Source organism: Neobacillus sp. NRS-1170 (assembly GCF_050468025.1).
The window spans coordinates 1-17,796 of sequence record NZ_JBITPF010000037.1; the positions used below are offsets into that span (position 1 = coordinate 1).

Below are 17,796 nucleotides of genomic sequence, written 5' to 3' on the forward strand. Positions count from 1 at the left end.
ACAATTATATGGACTTTATCTGATTTTCGGCAGGCCGCGTCCTCTATAGGGCTTCTTGCGGACTCGGGAGCATGGTTTTTGTCTAGACGTGTCCTCTATATACTTTCTTGCGGACTCGGGAGCATGATTTTTGCAAGCCGAGTCCCCTGCGGCTCTGTTCGATTTCTTTGATGAGTGAAAATGACCGCTAGAGGGCACCTGCGGGCTGGCTATTCATTTAGGTCGATACAAGAGGATGCTGAGCGCTTTAGCAGAAATAGAAAAACGCCATAAAAGGCGCTCTATTCAATCTTTTCTATCATCATTATCATCTAACCCATCCTTACCCTTGTCCAACCCAGTCATATTATTTACAACTTGAAAAATTAAGTTAAGTCCCTGGTCCATTGCATGGATGGATTCCTTTTTGTCTTCTTGCTCCCTTTCTTTCTCTTTACCTTCCATCTTCTGTCACCTCCTAAACGTAGGATTCGTTGTAGACCAAATAATATTCAGACCTCCTGATAGGTGCCAAATGAATTTTGTGCAGTTTTACTTTTACTTAGTAACTATAGGAGTGTTCCACATATTCAACAACCATACCATCTTGTTGTTCTACCATCATACTGTAGCCTGAAAAGTCTTTCGTAATATCCTGACGTATCACGGCACCATTATCCAGCAGCCATGTTTTATAAGCCTGAATATCCTCTACCAAGAAACAAATCGCGGAATCTCGCATTTTTGCCAAAGCTTCATCAGACCCGCTAACTAGTAGAAAGTCTCCTATAGCAGCAATATCAAATCCTTTACTCCAATAGTTGAATCTTGTTGCCTTGGTCTGAAACAGCCCTTCGTAAAACGGAACAGCTTTTTCAAGGTCGTTCACATAAATCCTATTTATGATTTTTTTGATTTTCATATCTCTCATCACCCTTTCCCAGGTTTAAAACTTACTGAATTATTGTACAATTTTATCTCAAAAACCAACAATCTAAACAAAAAAAGAGAAGTGCTCTACCACTTCTCTCTGCAAGACTTAAAAGTTTAATCTTATAGAAGGAATGATTTCAGTGAAAATCTCATAGACAATTCCACCTAATATGACGATCGCTGGTATGACAAGAATGCCGAAAAAAACATACGCGTATATCCGCCTGATAGGTATGCGGTCGACCCAATTTGTTACCAAATGGACTGACATCGCTAAAAGAAGGCCCCCCAATAGGAAAAGAAGCGAGAACAAAGTGATTCCTAATGAGGCTTGCGGTCCAAATAATTCATTACCCGGATTGGATAAAAAGAAGGGAATCCCGAAAATACATAGATTCATCGCTCCATAAATCAACCCTTTACGTACCCAGCCGTTGAGCAAGTAATGGTGAATAAACGTATAGATGATACTGTTAGCCAAAGTAAAACCGAGACCCAATAAGACTAAGAAAAAGGTTCCTTGAAACGTAAATCCACTGGCCAAGAGAGGGAATACAACCGCGATAATTTTCATTACAAGGCGTAATAATAGACCAGCAAGAATTCCAGTAATAACCGCAGAAAAAAAGCCAATCCCTAAATTCCTTGCGATTCGGGCAAACCGGGTTGAAGGTGAATCGATAACCGATGTTTTTGCATTGGTCTCACGTTCGATAAGATATTCCCCCTTTTCCTGTTCAACATCAGATTAATTATATTAACCGTTAAACAGGAAAATTCCTCCAGAAATTCAGAGGGGGCCGTTTTCAGCGCTGAAATACAACGGGATTGATTAGGTTCGGAGGTATCTCCCCCAGCACTCCCCGGACGAGGTTCTCAGCAGCCAGCTGCGCCATTTTCAATCGGGTTTCATGGGTGGCCGATCCAATATGAGGTAAAGTCACCACATTATCCATCGACAGCAGCGGATGATCCGCTTGAACAGGCTCCTGCTCAAAAACATCGAGTCCTGCCGCCAGGATATCCTGATTTTGCAGCGCCCGAACCAATGCCTCTTCATCTACTGTCGCACCCCGCGAGCCATTCACAAAAATAGCCGATTTCTTCATTAACTTAAATTCCTTTTCACCAATCAGCTTCACGGTTTCTGGAGTCAGCGGGGTCATTAGGCAAACAAAATCCGATTCCCGCAACAATTCCTCAAGGGAGCAATACGTTGCCTGAAAGGTTTGCTCCGCTTCAAGATTGCGGGAGCGGTTATGATACAAAATCGGCATATCAAACCCAAAATGGGCTCTTTTGGCAATGGCCATTCCAACTCCGCCCATTCCAATGATGCCTAACTTTTTATGGTGCACATCGACTCCAAACAGATTTTCACCATCTGTTGTTGACCATTTTCCTTCCTTTACATACTGATTCAATTCCGGCATTCTTCTGGCGGCGGCCAGCATCAGCCCAAAAATCGTATCTGCTACCGTATCATTTAAAACGCCTGGAGTATTGGTAGCCATGACGTCTCGACTGGTGATGGCAGGAATATCGAAGTTGTCATAGCCGACAGAAACATTACTCACAATTTTTAACTGAGGAGCATGTTCCAAAAACTCTTGATCTACCTTTAAACGGGAACCCAGAATGCCCTTGGCATCCTTTAACTCTTGATAAAAACTTTCATATGTATCTTCATTCAACTCTTCAAAATAAACTACCTCACACGCTTCACGGATAAAGTCCAAAACAGTGAAATCGAGTTTCTTATAGACAATTACCTTTGGTTTCATAGGCAGCCTCACTTTCCTCTCTTTCATGATATATCTATTGTAATAGTGTCCACCCCTAAATCACCAATAATATACCTATCGAAACCAAATAGTTGTCATTTTGTGGAACCGCATTGCCGTTTACTACTTAATCGTCCCCATCCCGCCAATTGTTACATGTACCTTGACGTTCACATCAGCCTTCGAAAAGGCTTTTCCCCATTGATTTTGGACTTTTTTCCACTCTGGATACGTATAAGCTCTTGCATAGATCCCAAATCCGAAAGGGTCAATCCCCTTGGTTTGCGTTTTCTTTATTAAGCGCTCAAAATCTGCTTCCATTTTCTTTTCAATGCTCTTTTCCAGTTTCGCTGCATCGCTCCGTACATTGAATGGAAAAAGCCGCTCTGTAATGGCAACTCTCATTTTTACGTCTGTGTCAAAAATAAAATGATTCTCATACCTTACCTTTGTTTTTACCTTGATACTTGGTGTACTATAGCTAATCCAATGATCATGTCCATTCGATTCCAAAGGGACGGAAATGGTAAATGGAAAATCCCCTTTTGTTTTATTCTGCAGGATACGTAATAATTTGTTTTCATTTGGTGTTATGCTTAACTTATATTTGCTCTGTTCATCAAGCAGAGCAGTTCCAGTCAACATGATTTTGTGGTCTTTTTTCATTTCGGTAATGCTTGCTGTTATCCCTTTTTCCGTCGTTTGCTCATGAAATTCTTGAAGTGTCGTTTTGATAGTGACATTTCTTCTGTAAGCTGTATCTATTAAATTGGCTAAATACAAAGGGAGACGCGGCTTATCTTTGGGCCTAAAAAAAATGACGTCCGAAACAGGACCATCTACGGCGACAACTCTTGTTGTAACCGTATTTTTGGGGTCCCGATAAAAAGGATCGATGTAATCAATCCAATTTTTTCGTTTTAACAGCTTTTTCCCGACTAAGAGTAATTGCGTTTTGCTTCCTGATGTTAAAGCCATTACGGTCTGATCAAACAGTTCCCTGGAATCTCGAATGGAAACAGCCTTCACTTCTACTTTCTCCTCTTTTACCTTTGCTTCTTTGTTAAACACCGGACTTGACATATACACCAATAAATGGCCATCCTCATCCACGTCTAATCCTAGTATAAGTGACAGTGTGACATCTTCAATATACATTTGATCCACGCATCCGGTCATCATCATAGCCACAAGCGATAGGCAAATCAGTGTCTTCCTTTTCAATGGCTTACCCTCCGACAGAACTTTTCATATATCCAGCCATAAACCCATAAAAAGGGCGGTGCAACGAATGCCACTCCCAGTCCGCCTTTGACCACCATCTTCTGCCACCCTTCTGAATCAAACCAAGTAGGATCGAGCCAAAATACCATTCCAATTATGATCAATAATAAAATAATCACGTAATTACTGTGATCCTGTTTTCCAAGCAATTTACTAGAACAAAACGCAGCAAAGAATACACAAGGCAACCAGGCTGTGGAAACAACAATCAGATAAACAGCCAATAAAACCATGTCAAAACGTTCCAAAAAACGAAATTCAATGAGTTTAAGTAAATTCAGTACAGGTTGATTAAATTCAATAATCCCATCGGGGCTAAAATAGGCAAAGCAAACAACCGTTACAAATACATAAAACATCATCGTTAAGGTAGTCGCAATCGTAATTCCGAGTACCGCATGCTGCTTTTTTTGTAAAAATGGGTACAAGAAGAACGCTATTTCAAACCCCAAAAAGGAAGTAACAGTGGTCGGCACAGCAGATAAAACCGGCCGCCACCCTTCTTTAAGCAAAGGAAGGAAGTGGAGCCAATTTCCATCCTTTAGCGGTATCAATAAAAACAAAGGAATCCAAATTACCATATAAAAAGATAGTTCCGAGTACCTGCCTAAAACGCGCAATCCGTTGCGGGCAATAACAAAAGTCGGAATCGAAAATAATAGCAAAATGATATATTCAGGGGTTTTAGGCAGAAACCATGCCTTAATATAGAGACAAGCATTTACAAGAATGGACCAAGCGGAAAATGCAAAGTACACCATATAAACCGAGATGAGCACTTTCCCCAGTATTTTTCCGAAAAAACGTATTAGAATTTCGTAAAGGGTGTCCTCAGGGTATTTTGCAGCCGCTTTAACTAAAAAAATGCTGGAAGAGACTGAGCATAACCATCCAATTATGATAGCGATCCAACCGTCGGTTCCAGCTTTTTCAGCAAGTATGCGCGGGAGGGATAGAACACCAGCCCCTACCTGCGCTCCATTAATTAAAAAAATATACTGCATGACAGTGATTTCATTAAAGGCATATTTTTTCATCGTTTCACCTTTTAGTGCGATTTCGCCCTTGTCGAATAGTAGGAATAGCTCCAGTGCCTTTGGGGCGGCTTTTCATTGTCCATAAAGGAAAGCGCAAAAACGCATCCTTCATATCAGCAAATCGGAAAGGAGCCAGCGGAGTTCCATAGGGTGTGCCTAATGATTCAAGACTTACCAGGTGGCCGACTATGGTCATCCAGCCTATTACAATCCCAACAACACCAAACATAGCGGCTGCTAACATCATTGGAAATCTTAACAGTCTAATGGCCGAACTCATATCATAATTAGGGATGTTATAAGAAGCGATGGCTGTAACGGCAACGACGATGATCATAATGTTGCTGACAATTCCTACCGCAACGGCCGCCTGCCCAATGATAATCCCCCCCACAATGCCTATGGTCTGACCAATTGGAGTCGGCAGCCTTAATGCAGCTTCCCTCATCAATTCCAAAATCGTCTCCATAATGACCGCTTCCAGCACAGGCGCGAATGGAACTTGTATCCTTGATTCAGCAATCGAAAGTAAAAGCTCCATCGGGATGACTTCAAAATTATAGGAAATAAACGCAACATAACTGGCGGGAAAAAATAAGGTAATGATAAAGGCTAAAAAACGGCTTACTCGGATAAAGGAAGAAAGTAACCAACGGGTTCCGTAATCATCCACAGCCTGAAAAAAAGACATAAGATTTGTCGGAGCAATCAAAACGCTCGGAGAACGGTCCAAAACAATCACAAATCTTCCCTGCAGAATGTGGGATACTGCTGTATCAGGTCTTTCGGTCAACATAATTTGCGGGAAGGGTGAATAAGGATTATCTTCAATAAACTCGATCAGTTCACCGGTATTAATGATTGCGTCCACGGTAATATTTTGAATCCGTGTTTCCAATTCTCTCAGCACGTCATCAGAAGCCACATCTCTTAAATATAAAAGGGAAACCTTTGTTTTTCCTCGTAAACCGATTGTCATTTCTTTCAATATTAATTCGTGGTGGGGAATATACCTGCGAATTAATGCGATATTTTGTGTCCCTGTTTCCACAAACCCTTGATGAGCACCTTTTAGAGATATTTCGTTTTGAGGGTCGTTAAGTTGTCTTTGCGGCCATCCTTTTGTATCTAATCGATACCCGGTATTTTGTCCATTTAACAATAAAACGCTATCTCCACCTAGAATCGCACTTTCGACCTGACCCCACGTTTCGACGACTTCGACATCTCCTATTGTAATGGGCAGTTCCTTATCAAGTTCGAAGGAGCTGCTCATCAATGGCTTCAGAACATGATTATGAATCGCATCTTTATTCGTCAATCCAGGCAAATAAACCAAAGCAGCATCAGATTTACTAGCGTTAATTGAAAAGCGGCGTATCACTAAATCAGGTGCCTGGGAAAATACCTGTTGGAGTATCTCTGTATTATGGGTTAAATCAGAGTCCAGGACATCATCTGCGCTCTTTTTTTTCTGAAGATTAGAATGGGTGCTTACTTCTTTGTGCAGAAAAGAGCGCTTGCCTTTTGAGGGCTTCAAAAAATCAAACATCCACTCCGTCCCTTTCTCAATATTTTAAGATTTTGTTTTTAGTATGCATTCACAAAGGAAAAATATTCTAATCCCATTCAAACAGCCGGCAAAAAAAGACCTCCGCGTCACCGCAAAGGTCTGATTTTCTTTATATTTAATTTCAATCAAAGGAACCCATAGTTTGCAGCAATTCATTTGATTGCGGTGATACGTAAATCGTCCGGCTTGGAAAGGCTACTTCTACTCCTTCTTCCTCTAAAATCCCCATGATTTCTAAGTTGATTTCATGCTTGATTTTAACGTGCTCCGCCCAAACAGTCGTATTTGTGAAAAAATAAACCAGAACATCGAGACTGCTTTCATTATAATGGTCGAAGGCTGCCATAATCGTATCCGGATGGATTTCTTCATGAGTCCGCAGCATTTGGTCAATCCGGTAAACCACTCGCTTAATTTGGTCTTTGGTAGTTTGATAGTTAAGTCCCAAGTGGAAAGTAATCCGTCTTTTCCCCATCCGGCTCCAATTGGTAATGGCCTCATTCGCAAGTGTTGCGTTTGGAACTGTCACCAACGCCTGACTAAAGGTTCGAATTTTCGTACTTCGGAAATTAATATCCTCGACGGTCCCCTCAACGCTTGGAGTTAAGATCCAATCACCGATGGAAAAAGGTTTTTCTGTTACAATGACAATCCCGCCAATGAGATTGCCTACCGCCTCTTTTGCTGCTAAAGCAAAGGCCAGACCCCCTAGTCCGAGACCAGCAACCAACCCATTGACATCATAATCAAACTCTTGACCAATAATGCTGATACTGATGGCAATCAGGATAACGCGGATAGTCCTTGAAAAAAACGGAATCAGAATGGAATCTATCTTATTAGTTAATTTTTCATTTAAACTTATTAAGATTCCCGATGTAGGAGAGGACAAATTAAACAATCCCCATGTAATTAAAACTATGACCATGGAACGCAAAAGTTTTAAAAATAAGGCATTCTGTTGTTCGATAAAAGGAAAATAGTCCATGGCCAGGTACAAACCAAAAATAATGAAAAACCAGCCTAAGGGACGTTCAAAACTTAAACAAATTTGGGTGAAAAAATCAGTTGGTGTTTTTCTCGACAATTTTAAAATCAACTGAAACACATACTTGGTAAATATGTTTCGAAAAAGAATAAATAGAAGCAAAATCCCTATTGAAATCCCTAAATCTTTTAACATATCATAGTCGATTCCCGCCGCCCCAACGGCCAATACAAATGAATCAAAAGACATTCTAAAATACCTTCTCCCTTTTACGATACTTTTTTAGCAGTTATAATAGTTAGCTGTTTTTCAAACCATTACACCGCAATATAATAACTTTTTTAACAGGATTTTTGAATACAACAAAAGACTCAAAACGGTGAGAGGTGCAAAAATATACCTATCGTTAGAGCGAAGGAGATTTGCAAAAAGGGCTGCAGTAAAACATACAGCTCGATAAAGATAAGTTTTAAAAAGGGAAGTAAGACATTGTCTCACTTCCCTGAAAATATTCATAAACATTATTCATGAAGAAGCAGGTTCACACCCATTTTTCTTTAAGAGCATCCTTAATCCCAGAAAAGCTGCCCGAGTTTCTCCATTCGAATCAAAATAAAACTGAATCGGCTTCTCTTTATCAGTGATGACAAGAGTGGCTTCCCCGCTTGCCCTTAACGAAAATTCATTATCATTGATGATCGCTTTTACCTTATTATCTTCGAATAAAATCTGAAGACAATCTCCCTCTTCACTTCCGTAGGTCCCAACAAATTTCTTCAGTTGTTCTTCCGGGAGGTCAACAAACTGTTCCTTACTTCTTTTCTCCTCTAATGATAATCCTAAAGCATGATTCACAGCCTCCAGCCAGATGTCTTTCGCAGAAACCTCCGATACATTGGTTAACACAGCCGCGACCAGGTTATGTTCCGGGATAAATCCAAAGTTAGAGGAAACGCCTGACTGGCCGCCGCTATGCTCGACCAGTGTGACACCGTGGTAGTCAGGTGTCACTTCCAATGCATAAGCATAATAAGAGCTTCGATTGATAGGATAGTAGGGCTGCGACATTCTCTTTAATTGTTTCTCCGATATAAAGGGCTCTCCTTTATGGATATAAAGGTCACCGTATTTAAGCAGATCAAGAACATTGGAGCGAATGCCTCCACCAGCTTCATAGTTTCCTAGAACAGGCCACGACTGCTTTTCGTGCTGGCCCCTCTCTGAATGATAGACATATGGAGTGGATACATCTTCAAATTTATGTAATTCTTCAATACTGAATGTTGTACGATTCATATGTAAAGGATATATCAGCTCTTCCATGATATATCTTCTAAACAATCGCCCCGTTACCCGCTCTAATAGCTGGCATTTTTTCATTCTTTATTGTACTACAGTAACAGTTTGTGGGGTTGTCGTAACTTTAAAACCTTGTTTATTTACAACGTCTGCTGAAACAAAATACGTACCATTTGGAACATCTGATTTAGGGGTCCACTTTGAATGAATTTCGTTTTCATTTTCAACTACAAAAGAATCAATTACTTTTCCATTTATATCTTTTATATTGATTGTCCAATTTACATTGTTATTAGCAAATCCATCGATTCCAGCAGGTATACTTGCACTTATATCTTCATGTGGCCATACACTAAAGTAGCTAACTAGCATTTCCTCATTAATATATGAAGGGTCTCCCCACACTGAATATCCATGATTATAAGCATAATCAGAGCCCAGTACGACGACGCTTTTTGGTTCTTCATTCACAAGGACAGATGTCTGTCCAATCTGTAATGACTTATATTTACCGTTATACCAAATAATTCCGACTTTAAATCCACTACCATTTTTATTGTCTACTGCTTTGAAAGAAATTTCATATTGTCCATCTTTCGGTTGCACTTTAATATCCGAAACGACTGGAGCAACAGAATCTACTTGAATAGGTAGTTTTACAATTTGTGGTTTAGCATCCTTATAATCTAGTGTTGTTTTTATGACATAATTATAATTCCCATCTTTGACTACTTGGCCATTTTGGTCTTTTACATCCCACAAATAACCAGCATTTAAATAGTTACGATAAGACATAATATTTTTACGGAATTTCCATGGCTTTCCAGTGTATTCACTAAAGTCACCAAGATATTGAATCATTTCACCATTTTTATTCTCAACATACATTTCAGTTTTTTGTAAGTTTCTTAGTGTCGTAAAAGTTGAGAAAACATTTTTAAAGGCAGCATTCGGAGAAATAACCATTCGACTTTTGTTAAATGTTCCTGTTTTCGGATCATAACCTAGTGGGAATGTACCTTCTGAACCTGGTTCATCATTCCAAAGAGCTGTGTAACCTAAGTAAGCATCTTTATCCCATGCTACAGGGTCAATATTTTGTGGTTGATCCCATTTTCCGTAGTAGCCCATATATGGTACTGAAATTGGAACAGCTAAATCTGCGTTTTGACCTGTGGGAACTAGTCGTACATATCCCTCAACAAAAATTCCCTTCTTTAAATTGGAAGGTAATTCAACTTGAATATCGAGATTCTTGTTTTGTCCTGTCTTAATTTTAAATACCTTTCCTTGAGAGTTAGATACTTTTTCTCCATTCACAGAAGCAAAAGCACCCTGTATTCGCTCACTTTTTAACGTTAAATACTCTTTTGAATCCAATGTACCATCATTGTCTAAGTCAAATTCTTTCTTTTCTTTGCCGTCTGTTAGTACATCTACATAAACTTTGTATTCGAAATCTTCTTTATCTTTATTGTTTTGAAGTGCCTCTATATTCAATTTAAATTGGACTTTATTCCTATTAATCTCTTTTAATGCAACTGATCCTGCTTGTTCTAGAGGAGTTTTTTCTCTTGTTACGAGTACAGGTGTTTTAATTGCATTTTGTATTTGCATCAATCCAGACCCTTGAATTCGTGGAGAGTAAGGAGCTTCAGTATTTGTCCGAGGATCTTGTATAATTTTAGATGTGTTCATTAAAGCAATTTTAGCCTTTAAAACTGTTTCTTTTGAATGTGCTAAACCTTTTTCATATAAGGATTGTAATAAAAGTGCAGACCCGCCTACTACATGTGGAGTCGCCATTGATGTTCCACTCATAATCTCATACTCATTTCCTGGAACAGTTGAATAAATATTACCTCCTGGTGCTGATAATTCAGGTTTAAAGTCTAATGTATGTGGTGTTCCATAAGATGAGAAATATGACATTGTATCTTTACTTGGATTATCAATATAAATTCCTTTTGATAATTTCATTTTAACGATATATCCGCTTGTTAACTTAGAAATTAACGAATTACCGATTGCTTTGCCTGTTGTTGCCGCAGGAGTAAAATATGGACTAAAGTCTGTAATTGGATAGTCAACATCTGTATTCGACGGTACTAAAATAACAGCTTTAGCACCTTTCCTACTTGCTTCGTCTTGAATATAACTGTATGATCCATAAATTTGGTTTGGTTTAGCAATAACAATTTTACCTGTGACATCTTTATTATTAAAATCTTCAGTTCTACCTTCACCTACATAAATCATCTCGTAACTTTCAAATGGAGATAATACTTTAGAAAGCTTAAAGTTAAACTGAGTTTGATCTTGATATGGAAGCTGAAGTCCATTTTCTTCTACAAGTGTGCTCACATGTATTTTCGAATTTTCATATGAAGCAACAGAAATTGCATATGGACTTACACCTGGTTCACTCACTGTACCAATATCTGGATTTTCGGCATAAGGTTGTAAAGAAGATTGCAGTAGATCATTTTTAGTGCTGTAAGCAGAGTTCCCACCAGCAACTACTACAAGTGTGCCATGCTCTGTAGCTGCGTGAATTGCTTTCTGAATCGGATCGTTGTCACCAACAAAGCCAGCATCAGTTCCTAAACTCATGTTAATAACATCTGCTCCCAATGTTACTGCGTGCTCAATACCTGCGATAATATCATCCTCATAAGCTCCTCCGCCATTATCTGAAAACACTTTTTCAGCTAAAAGTTGCACACCAGGCGCAATACCTTGTGCGCCATCATTTGTTTCGTCACCATTTGCTCCTACTGTACCTGCTACATGTGTACCATGAGGGCTTCCATATTCACCATGAGGAATTACATCACTATCATCATCCGCCCAATCGTAACCTGTAGGTACTTTGTCACTATACCATTTTTCATTTACTTCAGTTTCAGTAAGCTTATTTTGGATATTCGTTTCTGTCCACTTTTCCTTTTTTTTACCTTTTGCAGTAAGTGTCATATCTTTATGAGCAAAATCAATTCCAGAATCAATAACTCCAACTAGTAAACCTTCACCTTCATATCCATATTGCTGCCATACATTTTGAGCTTGTACCAATTCTTTGCTTGCACCCATTGATGGTTCAAAAGTTCTTGCAATATGTACTTTATCAACCCCAAATGTGTTTTGTATTTCTTTAACATTACGAAATTCTGTTTCAACACTAAACCCATTAAAGCTTTCAAAGAAACGATTTTTTACCTTGTAAGCTAATCTTTGCTTTGAAATTTTTGCTATAGCGTCATCTTGCTTTTGCTTTTGTTGCTTCTTTTTTTCTTTAGGAGGAATATCAATAGATTCTGGTTGTTCTACCTCAACTATTACTCGTACTTGTTCATTTGGGTTATAAGCTTTAACAATACCATTTTCACTTAAATCCTTATAACCTAGTTCATCTACTTGATCCTTATTTAAATGCTTGTCTTCATCTAAGAAAATTTTTTGACCATTTTTTACAATGTCCTCAATACTTGGAGCTGGAACCGTGTTACTTTCTGTTTCTTCTGCAAAACCCGTTGACGTTAACAATATTGCTGCTAAAGTTGCTGTAGTAATTACTTTATAAGGAAAACCTTTTTTCTTCCTCATCATCCACTTTCCTCCTACTTACTCATCTAGATTATTGACCTAAAACAAGTGCGTCTTTAGTAATATTTATTCAACGTTTAAAACAGCAGTTCCAAGATTGAATTGTGCTTGTGTAGATCCTGCTTACACTGCAGTAAACACTCACAGCAACTGTTACAACTTTCTCTTCTAGTGAAGTCCATTTTTCCTGCTGCAGTAACATCAGCTTTGGAACTATCCTTAACCTGTGTTTCCCCCTTTAAATTGTATTGACTATTAAGAATGGGAGAGCTAGACTGTTGATTCACTTGGGTGGGTTCTTTGTTACATTTAGTGACTTTTTAATGCGGCAAAAATCAAACTACTAAATAGAAGAAATGAATAAGGTTAGAACGTGTGCTAAAGAAGTAATTTGTCATGTCATCCAAATTGCATTTTAGGATAGTGGAACTAAACCATTGAAAAAACAGAAAAAATTAGACTATTCAAAATGTTAAGGTTATTATATGGTGATATTTTTTTTTAGTAAATGACATTCTCGTTATCATAATGATTCATTTCAGTTATCAATAAAGAAGAATGAGGCAAGATTATGGGAGTAATATCAATATAAGTCTGTGTTGTTAAGTTTCTTTGTTAACAAAATAATTTAATTTGTACAAAAGTATAGTAACTTTAACAGTTAGCTACTTAATAAAAAAAAAGATGAACTTACATTCAATTTCTTGAACGCTCATTCTACTACACCCCCTAAGCCTGGTTTTGCTATGTCCTGTAAACTGAGCGACCGATTGAAAAATGAAAAAAGGAACTTCGCATGAAACGAAGTTCCTTTTTACTTATGTAACTAACGCATGCGTTAGTTGAAGTAAAACATATTTATGAACACTGTCTTTTATATTTCATGAACAACTAATTAAAATACAATCCTTTTCCAACAGGTTGCACAGTTTCTAATACGGTGTTTACCATATCTTCACTTACTAAGGTTCTAATAATCCAAGCTGAAAGATCCTGAGCAGCAAAGCAACCAGCAGCGGTTGAAACATTTCCATTATTAACAAAACTTTGTTCAATAACTTCTACATCAAATTTTTTAAGTTGCTCAACTACCGTTGGATAAGTAGTTGCCTTTAGACCTTTTAACAACCCTTTAGCTCCTAAAATTAAAGATCCTGAACACATGGACCCAATCAATTGACTTTTTGGGTCAAGGTTTATTTTATTTAAATACTGTTGATTTTTAAATAAATCCTGAACCCCTATACCACTTGCAAATATTACAGCATCAGCTGATGGAATCTCAGATATATCCCCTGTCATTGGAATCCTTAATCCAGCCATAGAAATATGTGTTTTAGCAGTTCCAAGAAGTTGGACATCCCAATCACTAATACCACCAACCAAACGTACACGATTTAACAAATCCCAAGGTAAAAATACATCAATATCTGTAAAATTATCAAAACAGACGATAGCAATGTTCAAATTTAACTCCTCCATTTAACCGAATTAACTATTCAAATTTATTCCATCATGCAATAGTTGCACAAGGAAAGAATTACGATTAACGGTTTCTTTAAACAAAAGAACACATTCCCTTTGTCTCTTTGATATATCCCCTTATAGGATACACTCAAAAAAGCTTAACCGATATTTAGGATAGGTAGTCTACTTTAGGGGGGGCTCCCAAATATATAAATCCGGCATTTCCAACTGATCCTCCACCCTTAAAAATACAAATCCACTTTAAATACCCCATTTTGGTTGACTACTACAAATATATTCTTTTCATATTTAATAATTCCTTCATTAACTATACTGCCCGTTAACACAATAAGCAAAGATTGAAAAAATGTATAAATATTAGTGCTTATACATGATTCTCTAAATGGAGTTGCAGTTCATAATTTTTATATCCTTCTAAATTCGGTGTAAATTTTTCACTATCGATGGGAACGTTTATCTCTAGTTTCGTAGGATGTAAGTAATCAACAATTTCTCCATTAGCGTTATTTGTCTCATACTTAACTAATATCCCTGTATCCTTATCTACCCAAAAACGGAATGATTGGAAATCTCTATGGTTTTTAGTCCCTTTTATTACAAGTGTGTTATGACCCAGTAATTCTTCATTTTGTTTTTCTATTTCCCATTTACTTAAATCTCGTGTATAGTTTGAGGCGATTTCATAAGGAAACAACGTTTCCATTGCAGTACTGAATGGGGGTCGTTCTCTATAATTGGTTAGGGGATTTCCATCATCAGCAGTTGAAAATGCTTGATCTAAGGTTAGGGTAGTTCCTTTTTGTTCTTCCATTACTCGTTCTTCCATATAGGTTTTTTTAGACTCATTTAGGTGCCATACAGTTCCATCTTTATAAAATTCTTGAGAAGAAACTTCACCTGTATCAAGTGTTGTTTTGCCATATCCTCCTGGTTGATGCTTTAAACTAATAGCATATTCAACTACTTGATAACCAGGGCTAAAGCTGTAATGAATTTTATATTCGCCTCTAGCTGTTTCAAAATAATCTACCGTGTTGAGCATTTTTGTAAGGATTTCTTCTTTAGTCATTTCATCATAATTTTCTTCTTGCTTAGGTGGTAAATATGCAGTTTTCTTATTTGACGGTTTATTTAGAGATTTTTGAGTATTTTCCTCTGGCACATTAGCTTGTTTCCCTTTTGTATCGCTGATAAGGTTAAGCTGTGTTCCAACAAAATACGTAATACCTAAAAACATTATAGAAACGACAGAAATACTAAGCAAAGCATTAAACTTATTTTTTAGCAGAAATACTTGCTTTCGTGATTTGGATTTTTTAATTGAACTCAAGACTTGTTGATCATTCCACCCAGTAACACCCACGAACCATTTCCTTCACCTCTTCATATCCCGCTTTTTTGTACATGTTGATAGCGATAGGATTGTTGGCATATAAATAGCTTACGGTATGAAGGGTTTTATCATTAAACTCTGTGATAAAGTTGATTAATTGGGCTCCATAGCTATTCCCTCTTTTATCACTTTTTGTGAATACATCATTGATTCTTGAAATATCGCCCTGTTTGTACAAAGAAGCCATACATACCAAAACATCACCTTCATATCCGCCAAACAGATAAAAATTTTTGTTGCTTAAAGCCTTCATTAACGATTTATACCCCCACTCGCTCAGTTCCTGACCAAAGTGGCTTAATTCCGCTTCGTCTGATATGTGAAGTCTTCTAATATCAATCGTGCTGGCCCGATCGATTATTTTTTTGTTTTTTTGGACATAGGAACTTAGATCTTCAATCTGTTTTAAAAATCCCTTCTTTTCTAAAAACAGCCCCACATTACTTTTACTTCTAGTAAACGTATAGACACGTGGAGTAATCGCAATCACCCTATAAAATTCGATTAATTCATTGATGGCCAAATCCAAATCACCATCAAAATCTTCATTAATATAAGCATGATTACTATCATAAGATAATGGATTATCTCTGTCATAAAAGATTCGGCCATATGGCTTTTCTACAACCTCTGCCTGCAGTTCCGCAAAATGATTCTCAAATTGGATGATTTTATCGACTAACAATTTTTTATCCTCCTACACTTCAAAGACCGCCCCTACATGATAACCGTCCCCATGCCATTGGCTTTTTAGATTTATACCATTGCCAGCAGAGAATGTAGATTAAAACGATATCAATCACATCTCCACCATAATACATGAGGGTACTTCCCATTTCTGCTTGTGTTTTGGTTACTCCCAATGGAGGGTGGGCATATATGTATTTTGATAAGATTCCATGACTCGCGAATGAAAGGAACAAAACAATCGCACGGTAAATAAAATTTGTTCTATGTGGGGTTGGGTCAATTGAAATGACAGCTGCTGTATACATATAGCCTGCAAGGAATACGTGTAAATGTATGAAAAAATAAAGAACAATATTGTGGTGCATCGCTGAATATAAGTCTGTAGTATAAAGGATCCATAATCCTCCCAAATTGAATAGAGAGGCGAACATGGGGTCACTAAGGATCCGAATAGGATAACTCTTTAGAATTTTGGAAAGCTGCCGTGCTCTTTTTACATGGAGTTTTCGCATAACAAGTGTCATTGGTGCAGATAGAACAATAAGAAGCGGAGCAGCCATTCCAAGAAGTAAATGTCCTAACATATGTGCTGTAAAATCCATATGAGCACGATTTGCTAAGGGACCTGCAACTGTTGCAGCTATACAAAGAATTCCTAACACCCAACAGATTGTGCGGTACAACGGCCAGCGCTTGTAATGACGATTTGATCTAAAACTAGCAAACATATACACAATTAATAACAATACAAACGGTATAAACAAGTTAAGCTCATAGGCATTTCCATTACCATGATAGATAGGTTCATTGTGCATGACTGCCTTTACCCCTTAGCGGCTTCGATTCCTTTTGTGTTCTTACAATTAGAATGATGCTAATTATGAGCATGACTAGTGCAAGTATGTTCCATATTATGTCGTAGACCATGACATTTTCAACATAGCGAATCTGGTGAATCCTCATAAGCTTGTGTTGAATGGTTCCATCGTATAACTGGAATCCTCCTCCCCCAAGCAGCATTCCTCCTATCCACCTTTTCAACCAAAATGCATTTTTGCGCCGTAAGTCCGCAAGAAGGAATAGCCCCCCGATAGTTGCAAACCAACTCAAAGCATGAAAAAGACCATCTGAGACCAAACCAATACTTAATGTGCTTTTGTCATAAAAATGATGCCAATGTAAAATTTGGTGAAAAACAGTTTCATCAAAAAAACCAACTAAACCGATGCCGAAAAAAATACCCGACCATAAATTTCGGGCTAAAAATGAACGTTCTGCTTCCATAACCAAGATTTTTCCTCCAACCTATCATCTAATTTATTACAAATATAACCAATATCACTTATCTTTAAGCAAAATTGTTTGTTCCAGAAACACCCCATTGGAAATGGTAAAAACGGCCACATCCATGTAAACACCATGTTTATATGGACTAATCATGATATGGTTTTATTGTTCTGTTGCCACGTAATAGAAGAAAGAGGCAATAATAAATATCAAACTTAACAAAAGCAAAAAACACATTCGGAATGTACGTTAGACGAGTACATTTCGAATGTGTTTTTCTTTTGGTGGCAATAGGGACGGTTCGGGACCGTAGAAAAAGTCTCTTTAAATAAGTTTGAGACACCTTATGGTGTACACAATTTATAAAAATTATAGAATATAAAATTTGAGTTGCCTATTAATAATATCTAAAATATTATGAATATTTTGTCATAGTAAGAAAGTTATATGTATTT

The 17,796-nt window shown here is 37.7% G+C and carries 15 protein-coding genes; all 15 read right to left on the reverse strand.

All coding sequences use genetic code 11. The features are described from left to right. Window positions 1-285: 285 nt before the first annotated feature. Window positions 286-444, reverse strand: coding sequence for a hypothetical protein (locus tag ACIFOT_RS16505; protein WP_430066413.1), 159 nt, complete (start codon window positions 442-444; stop codon window positions 286-288). A 97-nt stretch (window positions 445-541) separates the two neighbouring features. Continuing rightward, window positions 542-901: a VOC family protein gene (locus ACIFOT_RS16510; RefSeq protein ID WP_430066415.1), complete on the reverse strand. Its 360-nt coding sequence runs from the start codon at window positions 899-901 to the stop codon at window positions 542-544. Window positions 902-1,018: 117 nt separating this feature from the next. After that, a complete protein-coding gene (locus tag ACIFOT_RS16515) occupies window positions 1,019-1,456 on the reverse strand; it encodes a hypothetical protein (RefSeq protein ID WP_430066417.1) in 438 nt (145 codons plus the stop codon). Window positions 1,457-1,718: 262 nt separating this feature from the next. Next, complete coding sequence (locus ACIFOT_RS16520; RefSeq protein WP_430066419.1) at window positions 1,719-2,696, reverse strand: 2-hydroxyacid dehydrogenase; 978 nt, start codon at window positions 2,694-2,696, stop codon at window positions 1,719-1,721. Window positions 2,697-2,819: 123 nt separating this feature from the next. Next, window positions 2,820-3,920, reverse strand: coding sequence for a Ger(x)C family spore germination protein (locus ACIFOT_RS16525; protein ID WP_430066421.1), 1,101 nt, complete (start codon window positions 3,918-3,920; stop codon window positions 2,820-2,822). Continuing rightward, window positions 3,917-5,017: a GerAB/ArcD/ProY family transporter gene (locus ACIFOT_RS16530; RefSeq protein ID WP_430066423.1), complete on the reverse strand. Its 1,101-nt coding sequence runs from the start codon at window positions 5,015-5,017 to the stop codon at window positions 3,917-3,919. The genes ACIFOT_RS16525 and ACIFOT_RS16530 overlap by 4 nt, the downstream gene beginning before the upstream one ends. 4 nt (window positions 5,018-5,021) lie before the next feature. After that, window positions 5,022-6,569, reverse strand: a complete 1,548-nt coding sequence (locus ACIFOT_RS16535; RefSeq protein ID WP_430066425.1) for a spore germination protein — start codon at window positions 6,567-6,569, stop codon at window positions 5,022-5,024. A 142-nt stretch (window positions 6,570-6,711) separates the two neighbouring features. After that, entirely contained in the window at window positions 6,712-7,827 is a 1,116-nt protein-coding gene (locus tag ACIFOT_RS16540; protein WP_430066427.1) for a mechanosensitive ion channel family protein, read from the reverse strand. A gap of 276 nt (window positions 7,828-8,103) precedes the next feature. Next, a complete protein-coding gene (locus ACIFOT_RS16545) occupies window positions 8,104-8,958 on the reverse strand; it encodes a serine hydrolase domain-containing protein (RefSeq protein WP_430066429.1) in 855 nt (284 codons plus the stop codon). 3 nt (window positions 8,959-8,961) lie between these two features. Continuing rightward, complete coding sequence (locus tag ACIFOT_RS16550) at window positions 8,962-12,486, reverse strand: S8 family serine peptidase (protein WP_430066431.1); 3,525 nt, start codon at window positions 12,484-12,486, stop codon at window positions 8,962-8,964. Window positions 12,487-13,374: 888 nt separating this feature from the next. Then, the gene (locus ACIFOT_RS16555; protein WP_430066433.1) at window positions 13,375-13,950 is read right to left on the reverse strand and encodes a DJ-1/PfpI family protein; all 576 of its coding nucleotides are present in this window, start codon (window positions 13,948-13,950) and stop codon (window positions 13,375-13,377) included. 385 nt (window positions 13,951-14,335) lie between these two features. Continuing rightward, a complete protein-coding gene (locus tag ACIFOT_RS16560; RefSeq protein WP_430066435.1) occupies window positions 14,336-15,334 on the reverse strand; it encodes a sigma-E factor regulatory protein RseB domain-containing protein in 999 nt (332 codons plus the stop codon). After that, on the reverse strand, window positions 15,312-16,049 hold the full coding sequence (locus ACIFOT_RS16565; RefSeq protein WP_430066437.1) for a GNAT family N-acetyltransferase: 738 nt from the start codon (window positions 16,047-16,049) through the stop codon (window positions 15,312-15,314). Before ACIFOT_RS16565 ends, ACIFOT_RS16560 begins: the two co-directional genes overlap by 23 nt. A gap of 19 nt (window positions 16,050-16,068) precedes the next feature. Next, window positions 16,069-16,869 (reverse strand): cytochrome c oxidase assembly protein, encoded by an 801-nt coding sequence (locus tag ACIFOT_RS16570; RefSeq protein WP_430066439.1) that lies wholly within the window; start codon window positions 16,867-16,869, stop codon window positions 16,069-16,071. Then, on the reverse strand, window positions 16,859-17,338 hold the full coding sequence (locus ACIFOT_RS16575) for a DUF2243 domain-containing protein (protein ID WP_430066493.1): 480 nt from the start codon (window positions 17,336-17,338) through the stop codon (window positions 16,859-16,861). The genes ACIFOT_RS16570 and ACIFOT_RS16575 overlap by 11 nt, the downstream gene beginning before the upstream one ends. Between the last annotated feature and the right edge of the window lie 458 nt (window positions 17,339-17,796).